The sequence below is a fragment of the Harryflintia acetispora genome, from assembly GCA_004340125.1.
In the GTDB taxonomy this organism is placed as follows: domain Bacteria; phylum Bacillota; class Clostridia; order Oscillospirales; family Ruminococcaceae; genus Harryflintia; species Harryflintia acetispora.
The window spans coordinates 17,102-43,317 of sequence record SLUK01000010.1; the positions used below are offsets into that span (position 1 = coordinate 17,102).

The window sequence follows — 26,216 nt, forward strand, 5'->3', positions numbered from 1 at the left end:
TCGTCTGCGGGCGGTATTATTAACAATTTATTCATGATTAATTTGTGTATTTAGACAAAAAGTCTAAATTTAGGAGAAAACGAATTGACTTTATGTCGAATTTGGAATATCCTATTTTTGGATTAAATATATTGTATACATCATACAAGCTATTGATGCTTTGCAGGAGGTTCAGGATGAAGACCATCAACATTCCCTATTACACTTCGAGTCTTCCGCTTCACATCGAAGAAGCGCATCTCGCCGCGGTGATCACCGCCAAGATGCACGAATACGACCCCGGCAAGAGCGAAGAGGAGCTGGTGCGCGCGGCTCTGCAAAACCCCATCGGCACGCCCCGGCTGCGCGAGCTGGCGAAGGGCAAGCGCAAGGTGGTGCTGGTCACGAGCGACCACACCCGTGCGGTCCCCAGCAAGATCACCCTGCCGATCCTGCTCGCGGAGATCCGCGAGGGGAACCCCGAGGCGGACATCACCATCCTGATCGCGACCGGGCTGCACCGGGCCACGACCGAGGCGGAGCAGCGCAAGATGTTCGGCGATCAGATCGTGGACAACGAGAAGATCGCCATCAACGACGCCTTTCAGCCCGAGGACTTTACCTACGTCTGCGCCCTCCCCTCGGGGGCGGGCTTCCAGTGCAACAAGCTGGCGGTCGAATGCGACCTGCTGCTGACCGAAGGGTTCATCGAGCCGCACTTCTTCGCCGGCTTCTCGGGCGGGCGAAAGAGCATCCTCCCGGGGATCTGCTCCCAGGAGACGGTCAACGAGAACCACTCCTTCAAGGCGATCGCCTCGCCCTACTCCACCACCGGGGTGCTGGAGCACAACCCGATCCACGAGGATATGATCTTCGCCGCGCGCAAGGTCAACGTGCAGTTCACCTTCAACGTCGCGCTGGATGGGAAAAAGAAGATCGTTGCCGCCTTCGCCGGGGACCTCGAGGAGTCCCACGCCAAGGGGGTCGAATTCATCCGCGAGATGTCCCAGTGCCCGAGTATCACCGGCGACATCGTGATCACCTCCAACGGCGGGTATCCGCTGGACCAGAACCTCTACCAGTCGCCCAAGGCGGTCGCCACCGCCGAGGCCTGCGCCGGGGAGGATGGGGTGATCATCATGTGCTGCTCCTGCTTTGACGGGATGGGCGGCACCCACTTTGAAAAGCTGATCGTCGCGGGGACCCCCGAGGAGATCGAGGCGGACCTCTCGAAGATTCCGCCCAAGGAGACCATCCCCGAGCAGTGGTGCGCGCAGATCTACTCGCGCATCCTCAAAAAGCACAAGGTCATCCTGGTGACCACCTACCTGGATCACGAACTGGTCAAAAAGGCCAATATGATCCCGGCCTCCAGCCCCGACGAGGCGCTGGCCATGGCGCGGGAGATGAAGGGCCAGGACGCGAAGGTGGTCGTCATCCCGGACGGCGTTTCGGTACTGGCGGTCAAAGAGTAACTATTATCAAGCGGGAAAGGAAGCGATGGCTATGGCGCTGAATCTGGCGCTCAAGGTTCACGATCAGGACAACGTGGCGACCATCTTCGCCAATGGGATTGTCGACGGCACAAAGGTGGAAGTGCGCGACAAGAAGGGGCAAAGCGAGATCATCACCGTGCACGGCGACGTGCCCTACGGGCACAAGATCGCCCTGTGCGACATCCATAAGGGCGAGCAGATCACCAAGTACGGCGAGGAGATCGGCGTCGCCACCGCCGAAATTGGGAAGGGCGACTACGTGCATGTGCACAACCTGGACAGCATGCGCGGGCGCGGCGATCTGTAAGGAGGGATCAGAGGCTATGGAATTTTTAGGATACAAACGGGCAAACGGCAAGGTCGGCTCCCGCAACCACGTTGCGGTAATCCCCAGCGTCATCTGCGCCAACGACGTGGCGCAGGCCATCGTCGGCCAGGTGCAGGGGACGGTCGGCTACTTCCACCACCAGGGCTGCTGCCAGCTGCCGCCCGACCTGGACCGGGTGACCGACACCCTCTGCGCGCTCGGCTGCTCGCCCAACGTGGGCGCGGCGCTCGTCGTCAGCCTCGGCTGCGAGGGGACCGACCACGAGCGGCTGGTGCAGACGATCGCAGAAAGCGGCAAGCCGGTTGAGATCATCCACATCCAGGAGCTGGGCGGCGCCAGCCGGGCCATCCAGGCGGGGATCGACGCGGCTCAGAAGCTGGTCATCGAAATCTCTACCCAGCAGCGCCAGCCGGTCGACATCTCCAACGTGGTGATGGCCATCAAGTGCGGCGCGTCCGACACCACCAGCGGCATGGCCTCCAACTGCGTGGTCGGCTACGTGGCCGACAAGCTGGTGGACCTGGGCGGCACCGTGGTGTTCGGCGAGACCACCGAGTTTCTGGGCGGCGAGCATCTGCTGGCGCGCCGCGCGGTCAACAAGGAGGTCGCGGACAAGATATACGAAATTGTGGGCAACATGGAGGCCAGGGCGAAGTCCCTGGGGTGCGACATGCGCAAGGGCCAGCCCACCCCGGGCAACATCGCGGGGGGCCTGTCCTCCATCGAGGAGAAGAGCCTCGGGGCCATCGTCAAGTCCGGCACCCGCCCGATCCAGGGCGTGCTCGGCTATTCCGACATGGTGACCGACCAGAAGGGCCTCTGGATCAAGGACACCCCCGGCCGCGAGCCGGAAATCCTCACCGGCATGGCCTGCACCGGCGCGCAGTTCATGATGTTCTCCACCGGGCGGGGCGCCCCGCAGGGCTTCCCCTCGATGCCGGTCATCAAAATCTGCGGCAACCCGAACACCTATGAGCGGATGATCCACGACATGGACCTCAACGCCGGGCGGATCATCACGGGTGAAAAAACCATCGAAGAGGTCGGCGAGGAGGCCTTCGCCCTGCTTTTGCGGGTGCTGAACGGCGAGTACACCAAGAACGAGGCCATCAAGTACTTCAACTCGATCGACATCTACACCATGGGCCCGGTCATTTGATTTTCGTTTTCCCGGTCCCGGCAGGGGCGAGCGCGCCGGGGCCACGCAATACATATCCTATCCCACCACCCTAAAATTAAGGAGGAGAGTAGTTTATGAATCCCGTAATCGCAATGCTAATCGGCGTCATCGTGATGATGGTCCTCATCATCTTTACCCGTATGCACGCCTTCCCCTCGCTGATCATTTCAGCGATTCTGATCGGCATCCTGTCCGGCGTTCCGCTGGGCGAATCCATTTCCACCGTGACCTCCGGCTTCGGCGGCACGATGGCAAGTATAGGCATCGTCATCGGCTTCGGATGCATCATGGGCATCTTTTTGGAGAAGAGCGGCGCGGCCAAGCGCATGGCCTTGACCATCCTCAAGATGGTCGGCGTCAAGCGCGCGGACGTGGTGCTGGGCCTGACCGGCTTCGTGGTCTCCATCCCGGTGTTCTGTGACTCCGGCTTCGTCATCCTTTCTTCCCTGGCCAAGGAGTTCTCCCGCCTGACCAAGAAATCCATGGTCGGACTGGGCGGCATCCTGGGCATGGGCCTTTACATCACCCACTTCATGGTTCCCCCGACCCCCGGCCCGCTGGCCGTGGTCGGCACCTTCCAGCAGGAAGGCCTGGCGGTGGACCTCGGTATGTTCATCATCTACGGGCTGCTCCTGTCCATCCCGCTGTTCATCTTCTCGGTCTTCCTCTTCCGCTGGTTCGGCAACAAGTATCCGCAGTTCGTCGTTCCCAGCGAGATCGACCGCAGCAAATACACCGAAGCGCAGCTCAAGGTCCTGGATATGATCGAAGCGAAGACCAACGCCGGCAAGGAGCTGGAAAACAGCGACTTCGAGGCATTGCTGAGCACCGAGAAGCTCCCGGGCGCCGGGATCTCCTTCACCATCCTGCTTCTGCCGGTGGTCCTGATCCTCTGCAACACCATCGTCGGGCAGATCGCTTCCCTCGAGGGGACCATGCTCGCCTCGATCGTTACCTTCCTCGGCAACCCCGTCATCGCGCTGTTCATCTCCCTGTGCCTGGGCGCGTTCGTCCTGGCCAAGGACCTGCCGAATAAGATCGTCAACGACATGATGAACCTGGCGCTCAAAGACGCCGGCCCGATCATCTGCATCACCGCCGCCGGCGGCGCCCTGGGCGCGGTCGTCAAGGCGACCGGCGCTGCGCAGATCATGGCCGACGGGATCGTCGCCATCGGTATCCCCGGCATCCTGGTCCCGCTGCTCATCGGCTGCATCATGCGCTTCCCGCAGGGCTCCGGCACCACCGCTATGATCACCGGCTCGGCCATCATCGCCCCGATGGTTCTCACCCTGGGGATCAACCCCTACCTCGCGGGCCTGGCCGTCTGTCTGACCGCGATGTGCCCCTCGTTCCTCAACGACAGCTATTTCCACGTCGTCACCAACTTCAGCGGCATGGACATCAAGACCAGCCTCAAGACCTGGACCATGGGTTCGATCGCCGTCCCGGTCTTCGGCTCGATCATCATCTGCATTCTCAGCATATTCTTCCATTAAGAGTACCTTCCTGTTGGGATAGGAGGATACGTATTTTGTGCCACCCTCCCGGATGACACAAATGCGCCCCCGGCTTTTCGCCGGGGGCGCATACTTATTGTCAAGCCATAGAACGGTTACCGTTTGTCCTCCGCCTGCTGTTTCTTCTTTTCCAGGTATTCGAGGATCTTCTCCTTGGCAAGCTCGAGATGGTGCTGGTTGGCGCGGTTGGCCTCCTCCAGCGCGCCGGTGAGGATGCAGTGCACGATCTCCCTGTGCTCCTCGACCGACTCGTCGAAGCGCTGCTGCCCGATCAGGGAATAGATGCGGAACTGCTGGATCATGGTGTGCACCTTCTGGTAGCTCTCCTCGAGCAGCCGGTTGCCGCCCAGGGTGATGAACAGGTTGTGCAGCTGGGTATCCAACTCGATATAGTGCTTGAGGCGGCCCTCGCTATGGGCGCGGGTCAGCTCGTCCACATAGCGCAGCAGCTCCTCCTTGTATTCGGGGGTCAGGTTCTTGCCCGAGTGCAGGATGGCGTAGGATTCCATCATCAGCCGCAGATCGAAGACCTCCTCGATGTCGCGCAGGGTGAACTCCTTGACGAAGACCCCTTTGTTCGGGATGTCCACCACCAGCCCGTCCCCGGCCAGCTGCCGCAGCGCCTCGCGGATCGGGGAGCGGCTGACGCTCAGGCGGTTCGCCAGCTCCTTCTCCTGCAGCCACTGCCCGGGCTGGTAGGCGCCGCCGCAGATTTCCTCCTTGAGTATCTGATAGACCTGATCCTTGATGGTGCTGGCGATGGGACGATGGACGATGGCCATGATTTTGGGCTCCTTTTCGCGGTTAGCTTTTGAATTGATTGTAAAAGATATAAGCTATTATATCACATTTTACAAATCCTGCGCGAGGGGTTACAATAGCTTTATAAAAATTTCTATGGCCGACCTACGGCCATGGCTGTTTACCAGTAAAATTTAGTAGAGGGGATGTCCCATGGGCGCGGTACTGCTCAAAGCGCTCTCCTTCGTGCTGCTGATCGCGGCGGGTTTCCTGCTCCGGCGCGCGGGGCTCTTCGGAGAGCGCGACTACCAAATTCTCGTCAGGATCGTGATGAACCTGACCCTGCCCGCGGCGGTGATTACCAACTTCGCCGGGCTCGAGCTCAGCGGCGCCCTGCTCTTCGTGGTGCTGCTCGGGCTCCTCTCCAACCTCGCCTTGTTCGGGCTGGGCTGGTGGCGCAGCCGCAGCAAGCCGGCCGGCCAGCGCGCCTTTTCGATGATGAACCTGCCCGGTTATAACATCGGCACTTTCGCCATGCCCTATATGCAGAGCTTTCTCGGCCACGGCGGGGTGGTGATCGCCTGCCTGTTCGACACCGGGAACGCCATCATGTGCACCGGCGGCTCCTACGCGCTCTGCACCGCCGCCATAGGCGGCGACGGCGGCCGCCCCCGGCTGCGCGATACGCTCAAAAAGCTCTTCACCTCGGTGCCGTTCGACGTCTACCTCTTTTTGCTCGCCTATTCGGCGCTGGGGCTCAAGGTCCCGCAGGTCGCCCTCACCCTGCTCGCCCCCTTGAACGCCGCCAACCCGGGGCTGGCCATGCTGATGATCGGGCTGATGTTCCGGTGGGAATCGAAGCCCGGCTACCTGCGCGCGGCCCTGTCGGTGGTACTGACGCGCAACCTCTTCGCGCTGCTCGTCGCACTGGGGATTTATTTCTTCGCCCCCTTCCCTCTGGAGATCAAGCAGGTGGTGGCGGTGATCCTCTTCGCGCCCATCTCGGTGATCGCTCCGGCCTTTACCGAGCGCTGCGGCGGCGACGCGGGGCTGGCGGGATTCACAAATTCCCTGTCCATCGTGGTCAGCCTTCTGATGATGACCGGTCTCATGCTGACGTTGGGGATCGCCTGAACTCTTAACATGAAAACGGGAGGGCCGTGCGGCCCTCCCGTTTATTGATTCCCGTTATTTTACGGTGAAGCGGTAGCATCCCGGCGCGAGCAGGTAACGCGCCTCCCCGCCGCTGCTCCCAAGAGCGCGCGCGTTTTGTGGCGCGCTGACGCGCGCCCCCTCCCCCGCCCTCAGGGTCAGGATGGCGGTGGTGTTCGGCGGAATGGTGAACTGGTACTCCACTTTGTCCCCCTCCATCCTCCAGCCGCTCTCCAGCGTGCCGCGCGGGGTGCGGTAGCGGCAGCAGAGCTCGCTAAGCCTCCTGTCCGGCACCGGGTGCAGCCGGATGTCCCGGTAGCCGCCCGCCTCTTCTGCATCGCAGTCGATCCCGGCGGCCACCCGGTAAATCCACTCCCCGATCGAACCGTAGGAGTAGTGGTTGAAGGAATTCATCTCGTCGCTCCAGAAGCTGCCGTCCTCCATGATTCCGTCCCAGTGCTCCCAGACGGTGGTGGCTCCCTTGCGCACCTGGTAGAGCCAGGAGGGGAAGTCCTCTTTAAATAGCAGCTCGTAGGCAAGGTCCGCCCGGCCGTTTTCGCTGAGCGCAAAGCAGATGTAGGGCGCGCCGACGAAGCCGGTGTCCAGGTGCCCGCCTTTCCGTTCAATCAGCTCGGCGAGCTTCCTTACGGCCGCCGGGCGTTCACTGTCCTCGACAAGGCCGAAGACCAGCGCCAGCACCTGGGCGGTCTGGGTCTCTTCGCTCACTTCGCCATCCCGGACGAAACGTGCCCGGAAGGCGGCGCGGACCGCCCCATAGAGCGCCTCATATTCCTGTGCGTCCGCCTGACGGCCCAGCAGCCGCGCCACTTTTGCCACGATCCGCGTCGAGACGGCGTAGAAGGCGGTGGCGGTATAGAGCGGGTCGGTCGCCCCGATGTAGTCCCCGGGCTTCGCATCGAGCGCCACCCAGTCGCCGAGCTGACTGCCGCCCTCCCAGAGGCCGTTTGGGCTCTCGGCGCGCATGTAGCCGACATACCGCTTCATCGCCCCGTAGTTCTCCTCGAGGATGCGCCGATCGCCATAGGCCGTGTAGAGCACCCAGGGGCAGATGGTGACGCAGTCCCCCCAGGCCGCCGAGGTGGACTCGGGCCCGGCGCTGGCCAGGTCCCAATCCCGCGGCAGGATGTTGGGCACCACAAAGGGCACGGCGCCGTTTGAGAACTGGTCGGCCCGCACACCCCGCAGCCACTTTTCATAGAAGAGGAAGCAGTCGAAATTGAAGCTGGCGGTGCGCGCGAAGATCTGCGCGTCCCCGGTCCAGCCGAAGCGCTCGTCGCGCTGCGGGCAGTCGAGCGGCACCTCGATAAAGTTCCCGCGCTGGCCCCAGAGGATGTTTTTATAGAGCCGCTCGATCAGAGGGTTCCCGCTGCGCAGCTCGATGGTCTGCTCCATCCCCGAATGGGCCGCCACCCCCAGGACGCTGTCCTCATTGGGCTCGCCCGGCCAGGCGACGACCTGGATATACCGGAAACCCGAGAAGGTGAAATGCGGCTCGAAGATTTCGACGCCCTCCCCCTTCAGGATGTATTGCAGCTCCTGCTTGGCGCTCCGCAGATTGTAGGGGTAGGCGTTGCCGTCCGGGCCCAGCGTCTCCACCAGGCGCAGGAAGACGAGCTCCCCTTTCCTGCCCTGCACCCGGATTCTCGGCCAGCCGACCATGTTCTGCCCGAGGTCGAGCACCCTATCCCCATTGGGGGTGCGAAGGATCTTTTGCACCCGCAGCTCACGCTGCGCCCTCACCGGTGCGCAGAGGGTGGAGACGAGCTCCCCCACCTGCGGGCTGAGTACCCGCACCGGGGACCAGCCCGCCCCGGATAAGCCCGGCTTATCCCAGCCGGGAAGCTCGAGGCGCGCGTCGTAAATCTCCCCGTCATAGAGCTGGGAGCTGAGAATCGGCCCGCGGCGGTAGCGCCAGCGCTCATCCGAGGAGACGATTTCCTCCCGGCCGTCCTGATACCAAAGGTGCACCTGGCAGCGCAGCGCCCGCTTGTGCCCGTAAAGCTCCCGCTTCTTGTCCCAGGTGTAGGGGCCCTTGTACCACCCGTCGCCCAGGATCGCGCCGAGGGCGTTTTCCCCTTCCCCCAGCAGCTCGGTCACGTCGTAGCTCTGGTATTGCAGATGGTCCCCATAACTCGTCCAGCCGGGGGTGAGATGGTCCCGTCCCACCTTCCGCCCGTTGATGTGCGCCTCATAGAGCCCGCAGGCGGTGATGTAGAGCCGGGCGGCGCGAAGCCCGCCGCGCACCGAGAATTCCCTGCGGTAATAGTGGCAGGATTCCTCCTCGTCCCGCGCGCCGATCCAGCGCGACGTCCAGGGGGAGCCGAGGAACCCGGTCTCAAAGCGCGCCTGGCTCCAGCCGGAGCATTCGTTCTCTTCGTTCCAGAGCCGCACCCGCCAAAAATAGGGGGTGCGCGCGCTGAGCGCCGCGCCCCCGTAGGGGATCCCCAGTGTCTCGAAGGACTGTACCCGTCCGCTGTCCCAGCAGAGCGCGCCGAACGTTTCCTCGGTGGAGACCTCGATCTGATAGGCGCTCTGCATGGCGCCCTGTCGCGTGCTCTCCATCTGCCAGCTCAGGCAGGGGGAGGGCGCGTCGATCCCGATTGGGTTTTCCCGGTACTCGCAGCGCAGGAAAGCCGCCTTGTCGCTTGTCAAAGATAACCCCTCCTTTTAGCCCTTGACCGCGCCGGCGGTCAGCCCTTCGATCATCACCTTGTTGAGCCCCAGATAGAGCAGGATGGTCGGCAGCGTCCCCATCGCGATGGCCGCGAAGGTCGGGCCCCAATCCCTGGCCCCGAAGCGTCCGCTGAACATCACCAGCCCGGTCTGCAAGGTCTTCAGCTCGGTCGAGCTGACGAAGGTCATCGAGAAGAGCAGGTCGTTCCACACGTCCATGAAGCTGATCATCAGGATGGTGACCATTGCGTTCTTGATCAGCGGCAGCATGATCTTAAAGAATACCCGGTAGATCGAGCAGCCGTCGATCACCGCCGCCTCGATCATCTCGTTGGGGATCCCCTTAAAGAAGCCGGAGAAGAGATAGATTGACATCGGCAGCCCAAAGGCGGAAAAGGCCACGATCAGGCATTCGAGGGTGTTTAAGAGGTTCGCCGTCTTGAACATCAAAAACAGCGGGATGAGCATGACCTGCACCGGGATCATGATCCCCATCAAAAACAGGGTGGAAACCGGGCCGCTGAGTTTCCAGCGCATCTTGGTCAGCCCGAAGGCCGCCGGCGCGCTGAGCAGGACGATGAAGGTCAGCGAAAAGACGGTGGTGTAGATGCTGTTCCCCATAAAGGTGCTCATATGCCCCACGTTCCAGGCGTCGATGTAGTTCTGCACCTCGATCCCCTGCGGCAAAGAATAGCTCGGGGTCAGCGCGATCTCGGAGTTGGTCTTGAAGGAGGAGAGCAGCAGCCAGATGATGGGGTACAGCTCGATCAGAAGGAAGATGATCAGCAGGGTGGTCCCCACCGCACGCAGGGGGGAGACCTTCTTTTTTGTTTTTTCCATTTCGCTCCTCCTCAAATGGTATTGTCTTTGCTCAGCAGCTTGTTGATGATGAGCGAGAAGAACAGGCACTCGATCATGATGAAGATTGCAATGGTACTGCCGTAGCCGTACTGCTGGTAGACGAAGGCGGTGGTCTGCATGTACATGGTGGGCATGCGCGTGGCGTTGCCCGGGCCGCCGCCGGTCAGGGCGTAGATCGAGTCGAACACCTTGAGCGTACCGGTCATGCTCAGCACCAGGGCCATCATGATGATGGGCTTGAGCATCGGCAGCAGGATGTAGCGCACCCGCTGCGGCCCCGTGGCCCCGTCAATCTGGGAGGCCTCGATCACGTCGCCCGGGATGTCCAGAAGCCCCGAGTAGAAGAGGGTGGCGTAAAGGCCCATCGCCTTCCAGATGTCGGCGATGATACAGCAGATGAGCGCCGTCGAGCTTTCTCCCAGCCATCCCTTGGCATAGGCGCCCAGGCCCACCACCTCCAAAAGGCTGTTGAAGAGCCCGTATTGCGGCTGGATCTCGAGGATTTTGACGAACATCTGCCCGATGGCCACCGAGGGCAGCACCACCGGGAAAAAGAGGATGGTGCGCACCAGGTTCTTGTGCGAGCGCAGGCCGAACATCAGCATGAAGGCCAGCAGCAGCCCCAGCCCGATCTGCCCGGTGACCACCCCGGCGACGTATTTCAGGTTGGTGGTGACCGCCATCCAGAAGTCGCGGTCGCGAAAGAGGGTCGTGAAGTTCTGGCTCCCGACGAAGCGGAAGTCGAGCCCCGGCACCCCGTCGTACACGGTGTAGGTGGCGGACCAGACGATCGGCACCAGCACAATGCATGCATAGACCAGCATGGCCGGCAGCACGAAGGCGGCGATCGCTTTTTTGTCCCGCAGCAGCTTATCCAAGGTATGTACTCTCCCTTCCCATCAAGCAGTCAGTCCCGCCGGCCATCGGCTTTATGGCTGGCGGGACTGGCATCGTTTTTCTTAGATTCTTGGCTTGTCAGCTCAGGTGGAGGCTACTGCTTCGCCAGCTCGGTCTTGATCGCTTCGTCGCAGATCTGGCAGTATTCCTCCGGGGTGATCTCGCTGACCAGCAGGGGCTGCACGTTGTCCTCAACGGTGCTGGAAGCCTTCTGGGGGAGCTTGAATTCCAGCCAGGCGCCGGTGCCGGTCACCTTCTGCATCTCATCGAGCACGAGCTGGGTGTAGTAGCTGGTCTCGTGCTCCTCCTGCATGGTGTAGGGGGTGAGCAGGCCAAGGTTCTCCAGCGCGTAGTCGCCATAGCGCGGGAAGACGTAGGCGATCCAGTCGCGCAGCGCATCGTCGTAGTTCTGGGCGCCGATACAGAGCGTCAGCCCGTAGTGGCACAGGTAGTCGCCGGCGCTGCCCTTGCCGTCCGGGAAGGTCGGGAAGGCCATGAGGCCCATGTCCTCGCCGATGGTGTCGCTGCCCTCGAGGCGCTCGGTGAACCAGGAACCGGTGTAGCACATGGCCGCCTTGCCGCCGAGCATCATCTCATAGGCGATGTCCTCGTCCACCGAGTTGACGCCCTCGCCGAAGTACCCCTTGGTGTTCATGTCCTGCAGGATTTTTGCGCTGTCCACCACGGTCGGGTCACTCATCGACAGCACGCCGTCGTTGATGTCCACGATGGACTGGACCCCCAGCCGCCTGAAGGTCATGTTGGCGATCCAGCGGGTGGCGCCCCACTTGCCCTTGGCGAAGAGGGCGATCGGCTGCACACCGTTATTTTTGAGCGTGTCGCACACGGCGGTGAACTCGTCCCAGGTGGTGGGCACCGTGACGCCGTTCTCCTCGAAAATTTTCTTGTTGTACCAGATGGCCTCGATGTTGTTCTCGGTCGGCAGCACCCACATCTCGTCGGTGCCCTGGAGGTTCGCCAGCCCCTGGTAGACGGACTCGGGCAGGCAGCTCTCCACCCCCGCTTCCTTTAGGACCTCGGAGGCGTTCTTGATCTGGCCGGACTTGATTAAGGACGCGTTGGTGTCGGCGCGGTCCGAGTTAAAGATGTCCGGCAGGGAGTTGGAGGACGCCAGGATCATGATCTTCTGCGGCAGATCGTTTTGCGCGATCTTCTCATTCTCGATGGTGACGCCGGGATGGTCCTTCTGGTACTCGGCGGTCAGGCCGTTTAACACCGCAGCGGTGTTCTGGTTGTCGTCCCAGACGGTCAGGTGATGGATCACCCGCTCGGTGGTGTCGGCGCCGCCCTCCTGCGAGGCGGCCGAGCTCTCTGCGGGCGCCGCGGCGTCGGAGCTGCTGTTTTCCAGCTTCTTGGCGGAGCACCCCGCAAACGCCGAAGCGGCACAGACGGCGGCCAGCACTGCGCTCAATACTCTTTTCGTATTCATCAATAACCCTCCCAAAATCATGGTTGTTTTGTGTAGTTTCATTGTAGCATTTGACAAAAAAATCGAATAGTGAGCTTTTTTTCTGATTCGGTGGGGGGAATTTCTGTTTTATCCTTCAGTGCCCGTGTTTATACTGGTCCGGCGTGATGCCGAAGGTTTTTTTAAAGACCTCGCTGAAGTGGCGCGCGTCGTGGAAGCCCACCTGGGAGCTCACGGCCGAAACCTTCATCCCGCGCTCCAAGAGCTCCCGGGCGTGCTCGAGACGCACCGAGGTGAGGAATTTGATATAGGTGGTGCCCACCTGCTCCTTGAAGAGCATGCTCAGATAGGTCGGGTTCATGTAGACCGCCTGCGCCAGCTCCTGCAGCGTCAGACTCTTGTCGTAGTTTTTGAGGATATACTGCTTGGCCTCGAGCACCCCCTTGTGCATGCCGCGGCTCTTGACCTCCTGCAGCCAGTCGCACAGCCGCCCGAAAAATCCGCGCACCCACCCGCAGATCTGCCGGTAGCCGCGAAGTCTAAACAGCTCCTCATGCGGGAGGTACCCCTCCCCCAGAGTCTCCAGATAATTCTCCCCCGTCTCCTGCGCGGCCCGCAGCCCGAGATAGCACAGCTCCAGGCATTCGTGGCAGAAGAGCTGGGGCGAGAGGTTCGACTTCCACCAGAAGTCCAGCAGCCCGTCCACCGCCGCCAGGGTCTCCTCCCGTTCCCCGGCGCGCAGGCGGTAGAGGATCTCCTCCTCGCGCCCGCCGCCCGCGGGCAGAGGCCCGCTTTGCACCTCGCCGATGGGGAGCACGCTGTTTTCTTCCCGAAAGAGCGCATACCGCAGCGCCTGGCGCGCCTGCAGGCAGCACAGCGGCAGGTGCAGCGGGTCGGCGCAGTCTTCCCCCACCCCGGCGAAGAAGGAATATTCCCCTTCGGCCGCGAGGGCCGAAAGCCGCCGCGTAAGGCAAAGCTCCTGCGCCCCCGGTGAGAGCAGGACGAGCAGCAGGTCGCCCTCCTGCTGCAAGAAGACGGCCTGTTCGCCCTCGCGCAGTGCCCGGCGCTGGAAACTGCGGCACAGGGCGGCATATCCGTCCTGCACCGTATTGCGCGGCGCGGCATGGTTCCCTTCCCCATCCCGCTGCGCAATGCGCAGCGCGGCGGCACCCCCGCTGCGCAGGGGCGGCAGCGGCAGCCCCCGTTCCTCGAAGAAGGCGACGTACTGGCTGAAATCCTGGATTGTCCCGTCGAGCAGGGCGCGCACCGCCTGGAAGAGCGCGTCCTGCTCGGCGCGCGCCTTTGGCATATCAGAATTCCCGGCTGGCGCGCGGGAGTGCAGCAGCTTGACCGCCCGGCTGATGGCGCCGTCGATCGATTCGAGGGTGACCGGCTTTTCCAGATAGTCGAGCACGCCCAGGCTGATGGCGCTCTGGGCATAGCGGAACTCGTTGAAGCCGCTGAAAATGACGAAGACGCTCTCGGGCACGATCTCCTTGGCCCGCCGGATCATTTCCAGCCCGTCCATGACGGGCATCTGGATGTCGGTGAGCACGATCTCGGGGCGCAGACGCTCGATGAGCGCCAGCCCCTCGCTGCCGTTGCGGGCGGTACCGGCCAGCTCGACGCCGTAGCTCGACCAGTCGGCGAGTGAGCGCAGGCCCTCGAGGACCACATATTCGTCGTCCACCACAATGGCTTTCAGCATTGCTCTCCTCCTTTTGGCCCCCAGGGGCCCTCGAACTGCGCGGGCAGCCGGATGGTCACCCGCGTACCCTGCCCCGGCCGGCTTTGGAAGGTGATCCGACCGCGCTCACCATAATAGAGCTGTACCCGTTCCACGACGTTTTGCACCCCGTAGCCCGCGTGGACCTGCGCGGTGTCCGCCATCCCCACCCCATCGTCCTCGACGGTGAAGAGGATGTCCTCCCCCTCTCTTTTCCCGCGCAGCCAGAGCGCGCCCCTGCCCTCCTTGGGCTCGAGCCCGTGGAGCACCGCGTTCTCCACAAAGGGCTGCAGGATGATCTTGATGATCTCGCACTCCAGAATTTCTTCCTCCGCCTCGATGTGGTACTCGAGCTTATCCTTGTAGCGCAGGGACTGGATGATCAGATAATTCTCCACCTGCTCAATCTCCCGGCGCACGGTGGTGGTCTCCCCGCCGCTGTTGAGGCTGATTTTAAAGACCTTGGACAGCGAGATGGCCATCTGGCCGATCTCGGGGACCTTCTGGAGGTTGGCCATCCAGTAGATGCTGTCCAAGGTGTTGTAGAGGAAATGCGGGTTGATCTCGGCCTGCAGGCATTTGAGCTGCGCCTCCTTCTGGCGCAGCCGCAGCTGGGCGACGCTTTCGTTCAGTCGGTAGTTTTCCCCGATCATCTCCAAGAATTTATTCCCGATCGTCCCGATCTCGTCGTCGGAAAACTGCTCGTCAAAGACCCGCTTGCCGTCCCCGACCTCCTCGATCACCCGCTCGAGCTTGTGCAGCGGCCGGTTGATGGAATTGGAGAGCAGCAAAAACAGCAGGATGGCCACCGCCGCGGTCATCACCGCCGTGAAGGCGGTGTAGCGCTTGATGGTGCCGGTATCCCGCAATAGATCGTCCAGCCTGACGGTGTGCACCAGCTGCCAGCCGGTGGCCCCGTTTTGAAAGCGGGTGGTGAAAAAGCCGCCTTCCTCGTCAAAGAGGCCGGGCGGCACCTGTTTCTTTGCCAGCGCCTCGTGAAAGGACGGGTTGTTGCAGTAGAGCAGGTTCTGCTCGCGGGAGCTGCCCGCGTCGAGGATCATGTAGCAGCCCGCCGCGGTGGCATCTGCGGCATCCGTGCCGGCGCTCGGGAAGGCGGAGCGGAAGATCCGCGTGCGCACGCAGGTGATCAGCACCCCCAGCTCCTCCAGGCTGCCCGGTACCCTGACCAGCTTGCCGCAGGTAAAAACCTCGTTGGCATTGGTCGGGTCGAGCACGTCGTAGCTGAAAAAGACCTCCTTCCCCTGCGCCTCGATGATCTGGCGGTACCAGTCGGTCTTGCTGACCTGGCCGAAGGAGGAGTTCAGCATGGCGCCCAGGGAGTTGACCCTGGAGCCGCCCGAATAGAGCGTGCCGTTTTGATCATAAAACCCGGCCCAGAGGATGTCGTTGAGATAGAAGGTATAGTAGCGCATCTTCTCCTGCAGCAGGGCGTCCCGCGCGCGCTTCCCGTCCGGGTCGTGCGCGAAGGAGGTGTTCTGCGCCGCCAGCAAGAACTCCTGGTCATATAAAAAGGTGCGCGAAGCGCTCACGATCGAATCCAGCGTCGCCTCCAGAATCCGCCCGGAGGTCTGCAGGCTGGACTGGTAGGACCGCGTGTGGTTGCGCTCGATGATCGAGGCGGAAATCCGGTAGGACATGATCCCCAGCGCCGGCACCGAAATCAGTATCAGGAACATCATCGCCGCCAGGAACTGGTTTTTGATCTTCTTCATCCCCAGCAGCCGGGGAATACGCTCGATCAATTTGTGCATGGGTACGCTCCTCTCTATGCAAAAAGAGGAGCTAGCTCCCCTCGCTTTTTACTTAGGGCCCGGCCGTGCCTCAGGCTTTACCTGAGACTATATTATAATTGAAGAGAGCGGGCCTGTCTATTTTTGACGAATAACTTGATAAATGATCATATTCAATCATCAACATGATCATTAGAACGTCGCGCTTACCACCTAAAGCTGGGGGCAGACCAGGTCGCAGGCCGTCCCCTCGAGCAGCGCGAGGATATCCTCCCCCGGGCGCTGGTCGGTGATCAGGTAATCGACATCGCCAAAGCCGCAGGTCTGGTAGAGGAAGCTGCGGTAAAACTTGGTGCTGTCGCAAAGCAGGATCTTCGTCTTGGCCCGCTTTAGCATCCGGCGCTTGACCTGGGCCTGCTCAGGATTGGCTTCGGTGATGCCGAAGCGCGGGTCCAGCCCCGAGCAGGAGAAAAATGCCACGTCGGCGCAGTAGCTGTCGAGGGATTGCAGGGTATCGCTGCCGACCAGGGAGTTGGAGCGCTCGAGCAGCCGCCCGCCGGGGAGGTAGACCTCGTGCGCCCCCGCCTGGGAGAGCAGCATGGCGCTGCGCAGCCCGTTGGTGATCACCGACAGGTTTTTCACCCCCCGCAGGTAGGGCAGCATGTACCCCGCCGTGCTGCTCGAATCGAGGAACACCCGGTAGGAATCCTTGAGGAAGTAGGAGGCCAGCTCCCCAATGATCCGCTTCTGGGGCACCGCGCTCTGCTCGCGGATGGTGACGCTCAGCTCGTCGTTCCCGCCCTCGTAGAGCACCGCGCCCCCGTGGGTGCGCCGGATCAGGCCCTTGTGCTCGAGCGCGCACAGGTCCCGCCGGATGGTCGCCCCGCTGGCATAGAACCGTTCACAGAGCAGTGCCACCGAGGCTGACTTCTTGACCTGCAGGTATTCGTAAATTTCCTGCTGCCGCTGTGATTGCAGCATATCCTTCCCCTCCATTGATGTCCCAAATTGATTGTTTTTTCCTGTTTTGATGATCATATTTCAATTTACCGCTCATAAATAGACATTTTTGCTCGCAGCAATTATAATATAGCAGGAACCAGCCGTCCTGGCAAGGACGAGAAAGGAAGGGCGCTTATGCAAAAGCATGTACTGGCCATCGACCTGGGCGCGTCGAGCGGGCGGGCAATCCTCGGGCAGTATCGGGACGGGCAGCTGGGCCTCGGCGAGGTCCACCGCTTTCCAAACGATCCGGTCGCCGTCGGCGGGGAGCTCTACTGGGATTTCCTGCGCCTATTTCACGAGATCAAACAGGGGCTGCGTCATGCCGGCCGGGTGGACAGCGCGGGGATAGACACCTGGGCGGTGGACTACGGATTGCTGGACGGCGCGGGGCGCCTGCTCGCAAATCCCTACCACTACCGGGACCGGCGCACCGACGGGATTGCCGACCGGGTCTATGAAAGCGTTCCGGCCCGGGAGCTCTACGCGCGCACCGGAATCCAGTACGCCCCCTTCAACACCGTCTTCCAGCTCTGCGCCGATCTTTGGCAGCGCCCGGAGATTTTAAAGCAGGCCCGGCACATGCTGCTGCTGCCCGACCTGATCGGCTACTATCTGACCGGACAGATGGGGGCGGAGTATACCAACGCCTCGACCACCGCGCTGCTGGGCGTACATACCCGCGGCTGGGACCGGGAGCTTTGCGGCCGCCTCTCCCTGCCCTACCGGCTCTTTTTGCCGCTGCGCCAGCCGGGTAGCGAGCTGGGGGTGCTGACCCCCGCGCTCCAGGAGGAGCTGCTCCTCCCCGCAGTCCCCATCCTGTCGGTCGCCTCGCACGACACGGCCAGCGCGGTGGCCGCCCTGCCGCTGGAGGAGGGGGAGGAGTGCCCCGCCTACATCAGCTGCGGGACCTGGTCGCTCTTCGGCACCGAGCTGCCCGCCCCCTTAGCGAGCGAGGAGACGCGCGCCTTAAACTTTACCAACGAGGGCGGCGTAAACGGCACCATCCGCTTCCTCAAGAACATCATGGGCTCCTGGCTGATCCAGGAGTCCCGCCGCCAGTGGGAAAAGGAGGGGCATTCCCTCTCCTTCTCGGACCTGGAGGAGCTCGCGCAGCGCGAGGAGCCCTACCGCTCCTTCATCGACGTGGACGACCCTGTGCTTATCCAGCCCGGCGACATCCCCTCCAGGATCAAAAGCCTTTGCGCCAGGAGCGGGCAGCCGGTGCCCGAGGGGATCGGACAGGTGACCCAGTGCATCTACAGCAGCCTCGCCATGAAGTACCGCCTCACCCTCGACCAGCTGGAGCAGGTCACCGGGCGGCGCTTCCCGCTGCTGCATATGATCGGGGGCGGGATCCAGAGCAAGCTCCTCTGCCAGATGACCGCCGACTGCACCGCTATCCCCGTCGAAGCCGGGCCGGTGGAGGCGACGGCGCTCGGGAATATCGCCGTGCAGCTGATCGCGCTGCGTGCCCTGCCCGACCTTGCCGCGGCCCGGCGCTGTATCCGCCGCAGCTTCCCCGTCGCCCGCTATCTGCCGCGGGGCGACACGCTGCAGCAGAAAATCCGTTACCTGCAATACCAAAAGGCGGTCCTGCCGCCAAAAAAGGAGCTGTAATATGAAATCGGTAGAGAAGGCCTACGAGCTGGCCAGGGAGCGCTACGCCGAAATCGGCGTGGACACCGGGGAGGCGCTGAGAAGGCTCGAACAGATCAAAATCTCGATGCACTGCTGGCAGGGGGACGACGTGCGGGGCTTCCTGTTCCGGGAGCGCGCTCTCTCGGGCGGGATCCAGGCCACCGGGAATTACCCCGGCGCCGCGCGCACGCCAAGCGAGCTGCGCGCCGACATGGAGATGGCGCTGCGCCTGATCCCCGGCAAGCACAGGATCAACCTGCATTCCACCTATGCGGACACCGACGAGCGAATCGACCTCGACGAGATCGAGCCGCGCCACTATGAAAGCTGGGTACAGTGGGCCAGGGAGCAAGGGCTCGGGCTCGACTTCAACCCCACCTGCTTCTCGCACGAGAAGTCGGAGAGCGGCTTCACCCTCGCCAGCGCCGACCGCGGAATCCGCGACTTCTGGATCGAGCACTGCAAGCGCAGCCGCAGGGTCAGCGCCTATTTCGGCCGTGAGCTCCAGTCCCCGAGCGTCAACAACATCTGGGTCCCGGACGGCTACAAGGACACCCCCATCGACCGGCTGGCCCCGCGCCAGAGGCTGCTTTCGGCGCTGGATGAAATCTTCCGGGAGCCGATCGATGAGCGATATAACCTCGACGCGGTGGAGAGCAAGGTCTTTGGGATCGGCAGCGAGAGCTACGTTGTGGGCTCGCATGAATTCTATCTGGGATATGCGGTGAAGAATCAAAAGCTCCTCACCCTGGATGCCGGGCACTTCCACCCCACCGAGGTGATCAGCGGCAAAATTTCCGCCGTGCTGCTCTTTTGCAACGAGCTGCTTCTGCACGTCTCCCGCCCGGTGCGCTGGGACAGCGACCACGTGGTGATCCTGGACGACGAGCTGCAGCAGATCGCAAGCGAGCTGGTGCGCGGGGATCTGCTCTCCCGCACCCACATCGGCCTGGACTTCTTCGATGCGAGTATTAACCGGATCGCCGCCTGGGTGATCGGGATGCGCAGTATGCAAAAGGCGCTGCTGCACGCCCTGCTCGAGCCGACCGACCGGCTGCGCGAATATGAGCTTGCAGGCGACTTCACCAGCCGCCTTGCCTGGCTCGAGGAGCTAAAAGTCCTGCCCATGCAGGCGGTCTGGGATTATTTCTGCGAGAGCAGCTCGGTCCCGGCGGGGCTCGAATGGCTCGACGACATGCGCCGCTACGAGGCACAGGTCCTCGAAGCGAGAAGCTAAAGGAGGGAAATCCATGAACGATATGCTGCAGGCGCCCTTTTTAAAGGAGATGTGCGCCATCATCGGCAATATGTACCGCCTGGGCTGGGACGAGCGCAACGGCGGCAATGTCAGCCTCCTGCTGGATGAAGCCGAGGTCGCCCCCTATCTCTCCCCCGGCGGGGAGACGCGCGCCCATCCCATCGGGCTTTGCGCTTCCCCGCTGGCCGGGCGCTATCTTTTGCTGACCGGATCGGGCAAGTATTTTAAGAACGTGCCGGGCGACCCCGCGCATAACCTGGGGCTGATCCGGATCACCCCCGACGGGCTCTCCTATGAAATCCTCTGGGGCTTTCTGGAGGGTGCCAGGCCCACCAGCGAGCTGCCCACCCACCTGCTGAACCACATTGCGCGTCTTGCCGCCGACCCCGCCCACCGGGTGGTGATGCATTGCCACCCGGCCAACGTGCTGGCCATGACCTACATCCACGAGCTCGAGGACCGCGCCTTCTCGCGCACCCTGTGGCAGATGAGCACCGAGTGCGTGGTGGTCTTCCCCGAAGGGGTGCGCGTCCTGCCCTGGATGCTCTGCGGGACGGTCGAGATCGGCCGGGAGACCGCCAAAAAAATCGCCGACTGCCGGGTGGTCCTCTGGGCGCACCACGGCATCTTCGCCGCCGGCGCCAGCCTGGACGAGACCTTCGGGCTGGTCGAAACGGTGGAAAAGTCGGCCGAAATCTTCATCAAGACCCGAGGCTGCCCCGTTTTGCAGACCATCCGGGACGGCGAGCTGCAAAGGCTGGCCGACGCCTTCGGCGTGCGGGTGCAGCCGGGCTACCTCGAAGCGTGAAAGCTGATAACCTCCATTTTGAAAGGGCGGGCACCTAATAAACAGGTGCCCGCCCTTTATTTTTTCACCGGTATGCCCCGGCTAGCCCTCCATACGCCGCCGCATGACGGTGATTCCCTCCAGCTCCCTATCGGCCGAAAAGCCGCATTTCAGATAAAGCTCCTTCGGCCCGTGGTAATGCTCATAGCAATCCTTCGCTCCCCGGTTCGGATAGCCTTCGACCCACTGCGCGCCCCGCTTTTTCGCCTCCACGCAGACATGCCGCAGCAGCGCGGTGGCCACCCCCTGCGAGCGAAACGGCGGCGCAATACAAAAGCAGACCGCCGACCAGATGTTTTGCCCTTCATCCTCGCTTTTGATGAGCCCTTCGTAGATGGACAGCCTCCGGTAGTCCCCCCGCGGCCCCGCGTTGCACCAGCCCACCGCCCGGCCGCCGGCGTAGGCAAGATAGCCGTGCATGGCGCCCTCTTCGATCATTTTCGCCGCCCGGAGGCGCCGCGCCCGCTGCCCGACCCGGTAGAGGGCCCGGTTCTCCTCACGGTCCAGATACCCCTCCAAACAGTAGCAGGCGGCCCAGTCCGGATGATCGCAAAAGGCCGCGCCCTCGAAAAATCCGAAAAAGTCTCCCGCCCGCGCGGGGGTCAGCGCCTCGATTTGCATGCCATCCCCTCCCTTTTGATTGCTGAGCATGAGCGAAGAAATAAAAATGCTCATGGACGTAGGCCGGCCACAGGATTTTAAAAAAATAGCTCAAGGAGCTATTTTTCATTTTACTACAGTTCCGGCCTCCATTCAACATTTTGGCCTTGCGTATGATTCGAACCAATGGTAAACTGAAAGTAGAAAAATATGGAAGGTGACGTTTGGCATGGGGGAGCAATATCAGGCAGCGCTTAAAGCGATGTCCGCTTGGCTGGCGGATGAGCACAGGCTGGGCGCGCCGCCCTATAAGATCGAATGTACGGGCGACTTCCTGCTGCACGGGCTACGTTACTACCTGTTCCGCTATAAAAAGCATTTCTGGGGCCGGTGGCTGCTGGGGGTCTGCGGCGGGTACGAGGGGAACTCTTTGGAGCACTGCGGCCATGTGCTGAGCGATAAGCGCTCCTATGACCCCGCCAAGGCCCGGGAGCAGGCCACCGCTATGGTGGAGCGGCTGCGGCCGCACCGGATGGACCAGGCGCAGGAGAAGCCGGAGCCGGCGGGCCCGTTCTTGAGCTTTGTGCTGCTGGAGCAGGACCGCTGGGACCCCCAAAAGCTGCGCCGGGACCTGGCAGGCTGGGGGATCGACTGCCCACAGGAGACGCAAGGCGGGGGCCAAAGCCTGGTGTGGGAGGTAGAGGGCATGCTTGCCGCCATCAGCCTGATGCCTTCGCCCATCCCGGGCGGGGAGGCCGAGGAGAACGCCCATTCAAATTACATGTGGCCGGGTGCCGCCGAGGCGGCGAAGGCCCATCTGGCCCACCTGGACGTGGCGGTCATAAGCCGGGGGCGGCCGCCCGAGGCGGCGAGCGCTCTGCACGTCAAGCTCTGCGCCGCCGCGCTCCTGCAAAGCGGGACGCTGGGCCTTTACACCAACGGCTCCGTGCTGCAGCCCGAATTTTACCTGGAGGCCGCCGAGCTGCTGCGCAAGGGCGAGCTGCCGATTTTAAACCTGGTCTTCGTCGGGCTCTACCGCTCCGAATCGGGGGTGGGCGGCTACACCTGCGGGCTGCGGCAATTCGGCTGCCATGAGCTGGAGGTGCTGGACAGCACCGCCGACCCCGACGAGCTGCGCAGCTTTCTCTACGACATTGCCGGCTATGTGCTGCGCGAGCATGTCGTGCTGCACGGCGGGGAGACCATCGGGCTTAGTGCCGGACAGAAGCTGGCTCTCACCCTCTCCCCCGGCGTTTCAGTGGAGGGCGAAAGCCTGAAGGTCGCTTTTTAACCGGTTGCGCCGAAAAGCCCCGCCCCTTCCAGAGGTTTGGAAGGGGCGGGGCTTTTCGGTTAGTTCTCCTGTAGGGCCGGGCCGCCTGATTGTGGTTCCCATCCGGTGCGGTGCGCCATGCGCACGGCACGGCGGCATTTTTCCAGCAGCTCCTGAGCACCTTCCCAGTTGAGCTCCTTAGCGTTCTGGCAGAGCTTATCCTCCTGCAGATGCGCCTGGATCACCAGCCCGTAGTAGAGCTGAGGATCGGCTCCGGGGTCGCGGCAGACCCGGGTGAGCAGCTCGGTAGTGGACAAATACTTGTTCCACAGCTGGCGGGTGGCCGTCGCCCTTCGAAACGGGAAGAAGACCTTGTTGGCCAGCAGGGCGATAAGGATTCCCAGCGCGATATAGCTCAGGCGGACCAGCGACATGTAACCGACCTGACCGAAGCCGAACATGCCCATAAAGACGGCGCCGCCGAGCGCGCCCACGGTGGAACAGGAGTAGGTCGCCGAGTAGTCGGTAAAATAAAAGGACAGATAGCCGGAGAGCATCATGACCGCCGTGCGCCCCGACGGGGAGGGGATCAAGGAGAAGAGCATGACGCTGCACAGTCCCCCGACCAGAGTGGCAACCATCCGCTTCTTGGCCTTTAAGCCCACGTCGTCGGCATAGGGCAGGGAAACCGAGGCCACTGTAAAGAGTAGCCACTTTCCATGCGGTAGGCCCAGCTGCTGGACCAGCAGCGTACAGAGCGCCAGCAGGATGCTGACCCTCAACGCGTAGACGACCCGCACCGGGCTCACACGCAACGCGGCCTTCAGCCGCACCGAAAGCGAGAGCAGCGTCTTGCGGTATTGTTTTTTCTTTTGCGGCTGCGTCATGCTCAGCATCCGGCTGCGGATATACTGCAGGCAGTTTAAAAAGCGCTCCGCCTCGCCGTTTTGCTCCCCGCCCAGGTCCTCCCGGCAGATGGGCGCAAGGTACGCCGTCTCGCGCAGCATATACGCGCGCAGACGGGTGAGGCAGCATGAGATGTACCGCAGCATCCCGGCGCGCGGGGGTGTGATCGGCCCCTCCATTTCATAGAGCAGCAATACGAGGTTTTCCAGCCCCCGTCCCGCGTCGATCATCGCAAAGCTGGCGTCCGAAATGCACAGCGCTTTGCGGCGCCGGTCATATACGATTTGGCTCAGCTTGCACAGCTCCTCGCGAAGCTGCTCGGGGTTCCGGGGCGCCCCCCTGCCCGACAGCAGGCAGCCGATGCACTCGTCGGCATGGCCGATCATCGAAACCAGCACGTCGCGGGCGGTTTCGACAACCCGTTTCCTCCCATTGATCAGCTGATAGAGGATGATACAGACCGCCCCTGCAAACACGCCCAGCAGCCTTTTGGGCAGCCGGTCCGGCGTAACGGGCGAAATGAATACCAAAAACAGATAGGAGAGGATGTAGGGGAAATACAGGTGGCTGACATATTCGTAGGTAAAGGCGTAGAGGATCAAAAAAATCATGGCCAGGTTGACCGGCAGGGCGAAAACAGGGGGAGCGTTCGCCACAAAACAGGCCGCAGCTGCCATGAGGAAGAGGACGACGGTCTGGATGCACAGATGCCTGACCGGTGTGGCGGTCAGATCGCGCACCATCGAGGCGGACATCATGATGGTGAAGATGACGCCGACAATGGAGTTTTCCATCCCGAAGATTCTTTGAAACAGATTGACGAAAATAAGAATGAAAATAAAGTTTAGCGTCGCATGGCGAAAGTTTTTATGAAAGCTCGCTATCATGCTGGCGCCGATCTGATGTACTTTTTCCAACCGGAAGATCTCCTTTCTACTCTTTATTATAGACAGTCTGCCGGGGAAAATCAAATCAGCAAGCAGCGTCGAAGGTCGATTCCGGGTATTGAGGTTGCAAGCCAACTTTTAGATATTAATAAAAAAAGAAACCGCACGACAAGCGTAAAACGGCTTGTCATGCGGTTTTTTGGTCCGAGTGGCGGGACTTGAACCCACGGCCTCTACCACCCCAAGGTAGCGCGCTACCAATCTGCGCCACACCCGGAAAACAGCTTTTATATTATAGCATGCTCTTTTTGAGAAATCAAGTGCTGTATTCCGGAATTCCACTACAAAATCCAGCGATCGCGAAGATTATTTTAAAAAACGCTTGCTTTTATAAAAAATATCTGATAAAATACGAATGTTGACATGGAAAAGGATTTTAAGGAGGTGCAGACATATGGCAAAATGCGATATCTGCCAAAAGGGTGTCACTTTCGGTATTAAGGTTTCTCACTCCCACAAGCGTTCCAACCGCGCATGGAAGCCCAACGTAAAACGCGTTAAGGCGATTGTCGACGGTACTCCCCGCCGCATCTACGCCTGCACCCGTTGCTTGCGTTCCAATAAGGTGACCCGCGCCGACTAAGAGCGTAGTTGTAATGACCAAAACAAAACCTGTTGCCATCTGGGGCAACAGGTTTTTTGTTTTTCTATCGCTTCGCATTACTGTGTCACAATCATGGCCGGATAGCCGTCCTGTCTCAGCTGCTGCATATAGTTCTGCGCGTTTTCCCGGCTTTGAAAAGCGCCCACCTGTACCCGGTAGAGCTTTTCGCTTTCCTTCTGCCCGCCCAGCGCCCCAATAATTTCCCCAAACGGGAAACATTCTCCCGGGCAGCAGGGCTTGGTGATGGGGTTGATCTCATAGTGCCCAACGATATGCTCCCGGTCCGCCGGAACCTCCGTGCCATAAAGCCGCTTGATCTCGGTGCGGATATACCGGATCAGCCCGACGCTCGCCTCTTGCTGCGCCGCCGTCAGCTTCCCGCGTCCATCCTTCCAGTACCCCTCGTGCTCGATTGAGATGGTATAATAATTCGCGTTGGTCTTGCGCTCGCGGACCGTTTCCAGGGTGCTCTTGCCAAAGTAACGCTTATCGTTTGCCGCCATGCTGGTGCCGTTGCACCATGCCGCCTGATCCAGGGGCACCAGCTGTGCAATCCGGCCGTCCTTGCCCACCACAAAGTGGGATGAGGTCTGGGAGGCCGGGTTGCAAAGCCAGCCGACCGTCCCATCATAGGTCCCCTCCGCAATGTGACAGACGATCATGTCCGGCTTCCAGCCGTCTCGGGAAAAGCAGTTGGGGGAAGTTTTCTGCTCAATCTTCATTTTCCCTTCTCCCCCCGTTCCTTGAGCTGTTCAAGCAGAGCCGTAATGAACCCCGGCCAGGGCATGCCCAGCTTGGCCGAGTTTTCGATGATCGACAGCCCCTCCCGGCCGAGATAAAAGCAGATGATGGCGGTGCGTATATAAGGGTTATCAAAGCTCAGCGCCCGGTCCATCACCACCCCAAAGGCCACGAAGAGCAGCACCAGCACCTTGTTGATTCCGCCCCAGAGCATGACCTGGCTGTCAACATTCCTGACCTTGACGGCACAGAGCAGCCCGAGCAGGACGTCCAGTCCCATCGCCCAGAGCAGCGCGATCATCATGAAATCCCATCCCCCCAAAATTCCCGCCAGGAAGGTCCCCACAGCGGCCACCGCCGCGGAAACCTCGGCGCCTTTGGCGCCATAATTCCAAAACAGATTCCCCATCGGTACCTTCATCACCCCAACGCTCCAGTGTCAGGGAGCTTCCTCACCTGCTCGCGCAAAGAGGCGGGAACCTGTTCGACCGTTTTTCTCCCCTTGCGGATTAGCTGTACATATCTGTTAACCGTCTCGTTCACCTTCCTGTTCCAATCACTCATACAATTTGCATCATGCGAACTATAATAATTCATTTTTACGATTCATCTTGCACTGGGACCGGGCGCGAGGGCCCCTTCGCTC

At 61.5% G+C, this 26,216-nt stretch carries 23 protein-coding genes and 1 tRNA gene; 10 read left to right on the forward strand and 14 right to left on the reverse strand.

Features of this window, described 5'->3' with window-relative positions; all coding sequences use genetic code 11:
- Positions 1 to 176: 176 nt before the first annotated feature.
- From larA to EDD78_RS10860, 4 genes are all read left to right on the forward strand, one after another.
- Positions 177 to 1,454, forward strand: a complete 1,278-nt coding sequence (gene larA / locus EDD78_RS10845; protein WP_132084945.1) for a nickel-dependent lactate racemase — start codon at positions 177 to 179, stop codon at positions 1,452 to 1,454.
- A 31-nt stretch (positions 1,455 to 1,485) separates the two neighbouring features.
- Positions 1,486 to 1,782 (forward strand): UxaA family hydrolase, encoded by a 297-nt coding sequence (locus tag EDD78_RS10850; RefSeq protein ID WP_079699893.1) that lies wholly within the window; start codon positions 1,486 to 1,488, stop codon positions 1,780 to 1,782.
- Positions 1,783 to 1,798: 16 nt separating this feature from the next.
- The gene (locus EDD78_RS10855; protein ID WP_132084946.1) at positions 1,799 to 2,962 is read left to right on the forward strand and encodes a UxaA family hydrolase; all 1,164 of its coding nucleotides are present in this window, start codon (positions 1,799 to 1,801) and stop codon (positions 2,960 to 2,962) included.
- A gap of 95 nt (positions 2,963 to 3,057) precedes the next feature.
- Positions 3,058 to 4,482 (forward strand): GntP family permease, encoded by a 1,425-nt coding sequence (locus tag EDD78_RS10860; RefSeq protein WP_079699895.1) that lies wholly within the window; start codon positions 3,058 to 3,060, stop codon positions 4,480 to 4,482.
- A 116-nt stretch (positions 4,483 to 4,598) separates the two neighbouring features.
- On the opposite strand, the gene EDD78_RS10865 is transcribed toward EDD78_RS10860, so the two are convergent.
- Entirely contained in the window at positions 4,599 to 5,285 is a 687-nt protein-coding gene (locus EDD78_RS10865) for a GntR family transcriptional regulator (protein ID WP_079699896.1), read from the reverse strand.
- Positions 5,286 to 5,457: 172 nt separating this feature from the next.
- Between EDD78_RS10865 and EDD78_RS10870 the strand changes: the two genes are divergently transcribed.
- Positions 5,458 to 6,378 carry an AEC family transporter gene (locus EDD78_RS10870; protein WP_132084947.1) on the forward strand — a complete coding sequence of 307 codons (921 nt, stop codon included), beginning with the start codon at positions 5,458 to 5,460 and terminating at the stop codon, positions 6,376 to 6,378.
- A 54-nt stretch (positions 6,379 to 6,432) separates the two neighbouring features.
- Here EDD78_RS10870 and EDD78_RS10875 read toward each other — a convergent pair whose 3' ends face one another.
- The 7 genes from EDD78_RS10875 to EDD78_RS10905 all read right to left on the reverse strand — a co-directional run bounded on the left by EDD78_RS10875 (position 6,433) and on the right by EDD78_RS10905 (position 16,735).
- Positions 6,433 to 9,069 carry an alpha-L-rhamnosidase gene (locus tag EDD78_RS10875; RefSeq protein ID WP_132084948.1) on the reverse strand — a complete coding sequence of 879 codons (2,637 nt, stop codon included), beginning with the start codon at positions 9,067 to 9,069 and terminating at the stop codon, positions 6,433 to 6,435.
- A 15-nt stretch (positions 9,070 to 9,084) separates the two neighbouring features.
- Positions 9,085 to 9,930, reverse strand: a complete 846-nt coding sequence (locus EDD78_RS10880; RefSeq protein WP_079699899.1) for a carbohydrate ABC transporter permease — start codon at positions 9,928 to 9,930, stop codon at positions 9,085 to 9,087.
- Between the two features lie 11 nt (positions 9,931 to 9,941).
- Positions 9,942 to 10,829, reverse strand: coding sequence for a carbohydrate ABC transporter permease (locus tag EDD78_RS10885; protein ID WP_079699900.1), 888 nt, complete (start codon positions 10,827 to 10,829; stop codon positions 9,942 to 9,944).
- Between the two features lie 113 nt (positions 10,830 to 10,942).
- On the reverse strand, positions 10,943 to 12,298 hold the full coding sequence (locus EDD78_RS10890; RefSeq protein ID WP_165873199.1) for an ABC transporter substrate-binding protein: 1,356 nt from the start codon (positions 12,296 to 12,298) through the stop codon (positions 10,943 to 10,945).
- 115 nt (positions 12,299 to 12,413) lie between these two features.
- Complete coding sequence (locus tag EDD78_RS10895; protein WP_132084950.1) at positions 12,414 to 13,985, reverse strand: helix-turn-helix domain-containing protein; 1,572 nt, start codon at positions 13,983 to 13,985, stop codon at positions 12,414 to 12,416.
- The gene (locus EDD78_RS10900; RefSeq protein WP_132084951.1) at positions 13,979 to 15,775 is read right to left on the reverse strand and encodes a sensor histidine kinase; all 1,797 of its coding nucleotides are present in this window, start codon (positions 15,773 to 15,775) and stop codon (positions 13,979 to 13,981) included. Before EDD78_RS10900 ends, EDD78_RS10895 begins: the two co-directional genes overlap by 7 nt.
- A 192-nt stretch (positions 15,776 to 15,967) precedes the next feature.
- Positions 15,968 to 16,735 carry a DeoR/GlpR family DNA-binding transcription regulator gene (locus tag EDD78_RS10905; RefSeq protein ID WP_165873200.1) on the reverse strand — a complete coding sequence of 256 codons (768 nt, stop codon included), beginning with the start codon at positions 16,733 to 16,735 and terminating at the stop codon, positions 15,968 to 15,970.
- A 156-nt stretch (positions 16,736 to 16,891) separates the two neighbouring features.
- On the opposite strand from EDD78_RS10905, the gene EDD78_RS10910 reads away from it, so the two are divergent.
- The 3 genes from EDD78_RS10910 to rhaD are packed head-to-tail and all read left to right on the forward strand — an operon-like array spanning position 16,892 to position 20,463.
- On the forward strand, positions 16,892 to 18,376 hold the full coding sequence (locus tag EDD78_RS10910) for a rhamnulokinase (RefSeq protein WP_132084953.1): 1,485 nt from the start codon (positions 16,892 to 16,894) through the stop codon (positions 18,374 to 18,376).
- A 1-nt stretch (position 18,377) separates the two neighbouring features.
- Positions 18,378 to 19,634 (forward strand): L-rhamnose isomerase, encoded by a 1,257-nt coding sequence (locus tag EDD78_RS10915; protein ID WP_132084954.1) that lies wholly within the window; start codon positions 18,378 to 18,380, stop codon positions 19,632 to 19,634.
- Positions 19,635 to 19,647: 13 nt separating this feature from the next.
- Positions 19,648 to 20,463: a rhamnulose-1-phosphate aldolase gene (gene rhaD, locus EDD78_RS10920; RefSeq protein WP_132084955.1), complete on the forward strand. Its 816-nt coding sequence runs from the start codon at positions 19,648 to 19,650 to the stop codon at positions 20,461 to 20,463.
- 81 nt (positions 20,464 to 20,544) lie between these two features.
- Here rhaD and EDD78_RS10925 read toward each other — a convergent pair whose 3' ends face one another.
- Entirely contained in the window at positions 20,545 to 21,123 is a 579-nt protein-coding gene (locus EDD78_RS10925; RefSeq protein WP_165873201.1) for a GNAT family N-acetyltransferase, read from the reverse strand.
- A gap of 208 nt (positions 21,124 to 21,331) precedes the next feature.
- Here EDD78_RS10925 and EDD78_RS10930 point away from each other — a divergent pair, with 208 nt between their 5' ends.
- Positions 21,332 to 22,393: a DUF4261 domain-containing protein gene (locus EDD78_RS10930; protein WP_132084957.1), complete on the forward strand. Its 1,062-nt coding sequence runs from the start codon at positions 21,332 to 21,334 to the stop codon at positions 22,391 to 22,393.
- A 59-nt stretch (positions 22,394 to 22,452) separates the two neighbouring features.
- Here EDD78_RS10930 and EDD78_RS10935 read toward each other — a convergent pair whose 3' ends face one another.
- Together EDD78_RS10935 and EDD78_RS10940 are read right to left on the reverse strand one after the other, a co-directional pair.
- A complete protein-coding gene (locus EDD78_RS10935) occupies positions 22,453 to 24,195 on the reverse strand; it encodes an FUSC family protein (protein WP_350308585.1) in 1,743 nt (580 codons plus the stop codon).
- A gap of 170 nt (positions 24,196 to 24,365) precedes the next feature.
- Positions 24,366 to 24,442: transfer RNA gene (locus EDD78_RS10940), tRNA-Pro, on the reverse strand.
- Positions 24,443 to 24,619: 177 nt separating this feature from the next.
- Between EDD78_RS10940 and rpmB the strand changes: the two genes are divergently transcribed.
- Positions 24,620 to 24,808 carry a 50S ribosomal protein L28 gene (gene rpmB / locus EDD78_RS10945; RefSeq protein WP_079699910.1) on the forward strand — a complete coding sequence of 63 codons (189 nt, stop codon included), beginning with the start codon at positions 24,620 to 24,622 and terminating at the stop codon, positions 24,806 to 24,808.
- Between the two features lie 77 nt (positions 24,809 to 24,885).
- Here rpmB and EDD78_RS14105 read toward each other — a convergent pair whose 3' ends face one another.
- The 3 genes from EDD78_RS14105 to EDD78_RS14270 are packed head-to-tail and all read right to left on the reverse strand — an operon-like array spanning position 24,886 to position 26,167.
- Complete coding sequence (locus EDD78_RS14105; protein WP_132085008.1) at positions 24,886 to 25,551, reverse strand: N-acetylmuramoyl-L-alanine amidase; 666 nt, start codon at positions 25,549 to 25,551, stop codon at positions 24,886 to 24,888.
- Positions 25,548 to 25,991, reverse strand: coding sequence for a phage holin family protein (locus tag EDD78_RS10955; RefSeq protein ID WP_132084958.1), 444 nt, complete (start codon positions 25,989 to 25,991; stop codon positions 25,548 to 25,550). Before EDD78_RS10955 ends, EDD78_RS14105 begins: the two co-directional genes overlap by 4 nt.
- The gene (locus EDD78_RS14270; RefSeq protein ID WP_350308586.1) at positions 25,991 to 26,167 is read right to left on the reverse strand and encodes a CD1375 family protein; all 177 of its coding nucleotides are present in this window, start codon (positions 26,165 to 26,167) and stop codon (positions 25,991 to 25,993) included. Before EDD78_RS14270 ends, EDD78_RS10955 begins: the two co-directional genes overlap by 1 nt.
- Positions 26,168 to 26,216 lie beyond the last annotated feature (49 nt).

Bases quoted from the DNA above. Each gene is read 5' to 3' on its own strand.
- larA (WP_132084945.1), top strand. From the start codon at position 177: ATGAAGACCATCAACATTCCCTATTACACTTCGAGTCTTCCGCTTCAC.
- EDD78_RS10850 (WP_079699893.1), top strand. From the start codon at position 1,486: ATGGCGCTGAATCTGGCGCTCAAGGTTCACGATCAGGACAACGTGGCG.
- EDD78_RS10855 (WP_132084946.1), top strand. From the start codon at position 1,799: ATGGAATTTTTAGGATACAAACGGGCAAACGGCAAGGTCGGCTCCCGC.
- EDD78_RS10860 (WP_079699895.1), top strand. From the start codon at position 3,058: ATGAATCCCGTAATCGCAATGCTAATCGGCGTCATCGTGATGATGGTC.
- EDD78_RS10865 (WP_079699896.1), bottom strand. From the start codon at position 5,285: ATGGCCATCGTCCATCGTCCCATCGCCAGCACCATCAAGGATCAGGTC.
- EDD78_RS10870 (WP_132084947.1), top strand. From the start codon at position 5,458: ATGGGCGCGGTACTGCTCAAAGCGCTCTCCTTCGTGCTGCTGATCGCG.
- EDD78_RS10880 (WP_079699899.1), bottom strand. From the start codon at position 9,930: ATGGAAAAAACAAAAAAGAAGGTCTCCCCCCTGCGTGCGGTGGGGACC.
- EDD78_RS10890 (WP_165873199.1), bottom strand. From the start codon at position 12,298: ATGAATACGAAAAGAGTATTGAGCGCAGTGCTGGCCGCCGTCTGTGCC.
- EDD78_RS10895 (WP_132084950.1), bottom strand. From the start codon at position 13,985: ATGCTGAAAGCCATTGTGGTGGACGACGAATATGTGGTCCTCGAGGGC.
- EDD78_RS10900 (WP_132084951.1), bottom strand. From the start codon at position 15,775: ATGCACAAATTGATCGAGCGTATTCCCCGGCTGCTGGGGATGAAGAAG.
- EDD78_RS10905 (WP_165873200.1), bottom strand. From the start codon at position 16,735: ATGCTGCAATCACAGCGGCAGCAGGAAATTTACGAATACCTGCAGGTC.
- EDD78_RS10910 (WP_132084953.1), top strand. From the start codon at position 16,892: ATGCAAAAGCATGTACTGGCCATCGACCTGGGCGCGTCGAGCGGGCGG.
- EDD78_RS10915 (WP_132084954.1), top strand. From the start codon at position 18,378: ATGAAATCGGTAGAGAAGGCCTACGAGCTGGCCAGGGAGCGCTACGCC.
- rhaD (WP_132084955.1), top strand. From the start codon at position 19,648: ATGAACGATATGCTGCAGGCGCCCTTTTTAAAGGAGATGTGCGCCATC.
- EDD78_RS10925 (WP_165873201.1), bottom strand. From the start codon at position 21,123: ATGCAAATCGAGGCGCTGACCCCCGCGCGGGCGGGAGACTTTTTCGGA.
- EDD78_RS10930 (WP_132084957.1), top strand. From the start codon at position 21,332: ATGGGGGAGCAATATCAGGCAGCGCTTAAAGCGATGTCCGCTTGGCTG.
- rpmB (WP_079699910.1), top strand. From the start codon at position 24,620: ATGGCAAAATGCGATATCTGCCAAAAGGGTGTCACTTTCGGTATTAAG.
- EDD78_RS14105 (WP_132085008.1), bottom strand. From the start codon at position 25,551: ATGAAGATTGAGCAGAAAACTTCCCCCAACTGCTTTTCCCGAGACGGC.
- EDD78_RS10955 (WP_132084958.1), bottom strand. From the start codon at position 25,991: ATGAAGGTACCGATGGGGAATCTGTTTTGGAATTATGGCGCCAAAGGC.
- EDD78_RS14270 (WP_350308586.1), bottom strand. From the start codon at position 26,167: ATGAATTATTATAGTTCGCATGATGCAAATTGTATGAGTGATTGGAAC.